This is a genomic window from Oleiphilus sp. HI0079 (assembly GCF_001635105.1).
In genome coordinates, this window is record NZ_LWFT01000535.1 from 1 (window position 1) to 3892 (window position 3892).

The 3892-nt window shown below is 42.6% G+C and carries 2 protein-coding genes; both read left to right on the top strand.

The genetic code is table 11. From position 1 onward, the window contains the following. Positions 1 to 59: 59 nt before the first annotated feature. Positions 60 to 965, top strand: coding sequence for a hypothetical protein (locus A3750_RS07960; RefSeq protein ID WP_068548152.1), 906 nt, complete (start codon positions 60 to 62; stop codon positions 963 to 965). 26 nt (positions 966 to 991) lie between these two features. After that, a partial coding sequence (locus A3750_RS07965) for a hypothetical protein (RefSeq protein ID WP_197474956.1) occupies positions 992 to 3892 on the top strand: 2901 nt, incomplete at its 3' end.

Genomic DNA, 3892 nt, shown 5'->3' on the forward strand with positions numbered 1-3892 from the left:
ATGGAGAGGCAGAACGAGACGTAGACGGATTACCCGAACAATAAGAAGAGCATACTCATATGAAAAAAAATATTGACGATCTTATACAGAACATAAACCTGACAAGTCGCCGCGAGGATGAAGTCAAGCTAATAGCAGAGTTCATACTCAGACGCGAAAAAAGACTCTCTCCCGACAACGGCGCACCCGCTCAAGAAATCTACGAAAAATATCAAGAAATCAGTAAAAAACACCCAAATAAACTTCCGGTGATCACACCGGAAACATTTCGCGTGTACCTATCCATGATTTCAAAGCGCCAAGATACGGAAATAAACATCATAGGTCGGAAAGGCTACTATCTTGAGAGTCTCGCAAGCGAAATCGAAGATTCGGAAAATACGATCCTAGATGATCTACCAGAAGAGGAAAGTTTATTCAGGGAAGAGAACATTTACCCGTTTATAAAACAATGGCTTATCGAGAAGGGTCATGACCGTGTCGCTGACATCTCTAGCCGTAAGAACAATGGCAAATGGGGAAATCCTGACGTCATTGGTATAAATATCGAAGAAATTTATAGCAAGCCGGAAATAGAGATCACTACGGTTGAGGCAAAACTAACGGATGAGTCTTGGGAGCATTGGATCTTTGAAGCTATTTCTCACACAAGGTTCGCAAACAAAGCCTATTTCTGTTTTATCCACCCAGAGACACTGATAAACAAGTTAGATGCCAGTGGGATGAAACTATACGCAGAGCACTATGGTATTGGAGTACTTGTTCTTGCCATAAGCAATGAGAATTATACTGAATTAAAGAATAAACAACTGAATCGACTGGCCGCAGATGAAGTCAACATTATCGAATATCACCCTGCACCAACTGGAAATCCTCATATTAAGTTCAGACGAAAATTCTACGAAAGCCTAGATATACTGGAACTAAAAAAACTATACGAGTTTGGCGAAGCAATAAAACAATAGAATTGACCGAACTTTGGCATTAAAAAATGGCCTATTACACCCAACAAAACTTTGAAACATATAATAAGGCCATCACCGACTGGACTCAAAAACATGATCTTGAACTGGTTACCACAACCCTGTTCGAAATTTTTCAGTTATCGAGTTTGGAGCCTAACGCTTTTCAAGTCGTTCTAGATTATTTCAAACAGAAAGAATGTCTGGATCTTTTGTCTAGATGGGGTGATTCACCCTACGCGTATCAACTTCATCGTTTTTCTAGTTACGCGGAAGAACTCTTAGAAACAAACCTTTTCACCTTCCCTGCAGGCTTAAAAGAGACAATAGAAAAACAGCGTTCTAGATATCACCTGCTTATACTGTTGCACAGTAACGCAGATGCAAGCCTGACAGATTTACGTCGAAAAATTTACCACCTAAAGCTATGGTTGATCGTTAAAGCAATTGACGCCAGCGACCAAAATCAAAACCTAGTTTTCGAGCAAAATACGATTGAGCTGAGCCGTTTCTTCGCATTCGACAACAACAAAACCAAAGCGCGACGAATGGAGCTTTGCGATAAAGCTCTAAAGGCTTTAATCGAGAAGATTGATGAATGGACGCCAGATTTCGATACCTTTTCATCGCAAATCACCCAAACCTTTGTCCACACGTTTAACGCAAGCGGCATCACAGGCAGAGAGGATAAATCCAAATTCTTCCGAAACCTTTATCTTCGAAGCTTTATCCAAGCAACAACACAAGCGGTAGCGGAATTAAAGCATGAGCGCTCTCCTAACAACGCCACATGGAAATCATTAGATCCCTGGGATAACTCCGAGATTATTGAGGGCTCAAGCGATTCGCTAGAGCAAACCACTAACCCTGCTGAAGAGCTCTTACCTGAATACCAGGCGCTATCCTCCAAAACGATTTTGTATACGAGTTCAGAGCAGGCGTGCTATCTACCATGGTCGCATTTCAAACCTAGCCCAAATGAAATCAAATTACTCGAGTCAACTCTAGACACCCCGCTTGCGAGTGACCCTATAGCCTCCCTCGGCACGACATTAATCTACATTGGTTTGAAACTTGGACGGACACCTTCGCGCGTTGAGGACATGCTAATCTCTGACGACTTAACAAAAGAGTGGGCTCTTTCTCCAACCGATCAGAAGTTCAAACGCTTGCGACCAGCCAATGAGTATTTAAAAACAGCACTTTCAGAGAAAACCGATCTACCGTTAGAACAAGTCGAAGACACCTTCTCTATCGAACTACCCTTACGGTTCAGAAGCACCTTGTTCGAGTTATCCAGAAACAACGGAGGGAAGCGAATTGGCGAGCTGTGGCAAAGTCAGTCAAAACAGTCACTCGACAACTGGTTTAATAAAAACATATCGACAATAGAAGGACTCTCTCGCTTACAGCCGTCCATGCTGCAGTATGGTGCTGAGCAACAAATTTATCAGCAAACAAAATCCAACACGCTAAGTCGCATTTTAACCTATCACCCATATCAACAACTTCCATCACTCACCTCCTATAACTCATGGTCAGCTAAAGAAGTCCGATCTCTTGATTTAGGTTACACAATCACCGACATAGACGATGACCAACTGCTCTGCGGAAGCGCGCAGAATATCGATGACGAAATCGTTGCAGAAAGGATCCGAAATGCGACGAAGAAATTAGGGCAAAAATACGACAAGCTCTTCGAGTATCACAATGACTATTGCCTGTATTGCATGATCGCCATCTGTGCAGCAACAGGCGCTCGACCGGTAAGAGATCCGTTTGAGCGCATAGAACACTTTAATCTTGAAGAAGGCCTCATTTTTATTAATGACAAATCCGATGGTCACCGCCGCGACGGCCGAATAGCGCCACTGCCAACTCAGGCGCAAAAAATTACCCGACACTATCTATCTCATTTATCCGAGCTCGCCGACACATTGAGAGAGATAAACTCGGGCTTAAGTGATGCGATCATTTCGCTAGTGACGCCTGACCAAAGCAAACCATTCGGCCTCTTCTTTTTGCTGAATGAAGATTTAAGCGTCAGCACAATAGAAACAAAACATTTCTCAACAGAAAGTCCTCTTAGTTGGGATATGCCTAAGAACTTCTTTCGTCATCGTTTTTTCAAGACGCATTTAAAAGCAGGTTGCGACGAAGAAGTTATTGAAGGCATTACAGGCCATGCTGATCTGGGTATTTCGTCATACAGCCCAACATCTTCTCGTTGTGTTGCAGCAGACTTCACCAACTTAAGAGTGATCTCAAATAACATTTTCTCAGCGCTTGGTTTTAAAGCTATTAAATCCAAGGTCGGAACGATTGATGAGGCACATTCGAATAACCCACTAAGCCAAAAACTTCCAACCGAAAAATTTGGAATAGCTCGACGCAAGCAAACTCGTCAGAAAACGATTAAAGCAGCTAATTTAAGTGCAAAAGCACTCATCGATTGCTTTCTAGAAAACCAAAGTGCATCAACGATTGGAGATCTAGATCAACAGGACTTTAAAGCTTTGCAAAGCGCTTTACTTCAAGGCTCCAAAGGGCAGCCCCATCACCACGCAGGTATTCGATTCCAATATCTGATAAATCGATGCAAAGACGAAGGGTCAAAGGCCTCTCATCACCTTAGATTGACGCAACGCATCGATAGTTATCCGTTAGAGCCCTCCTGCTTTTCAGAATACACGCCGAGCGATATAAACAGATACAAACGACTGCATGTCCACTTAATGGACGCGTTAGAAAATAACCGAGAAGATATTACCAAAGCATCCACCAAGAACTACTCAGAGAGTCTCTATACGTTCGTGTTCTTGCTGATGGTAGAGAATAGGATCAGTTCAAAGGAAATCATCAAACGGGCGCTATCGCTGGATAATGTAAAACTAGTATTACTCTATGACCGCTACTACGTTGAATTTACA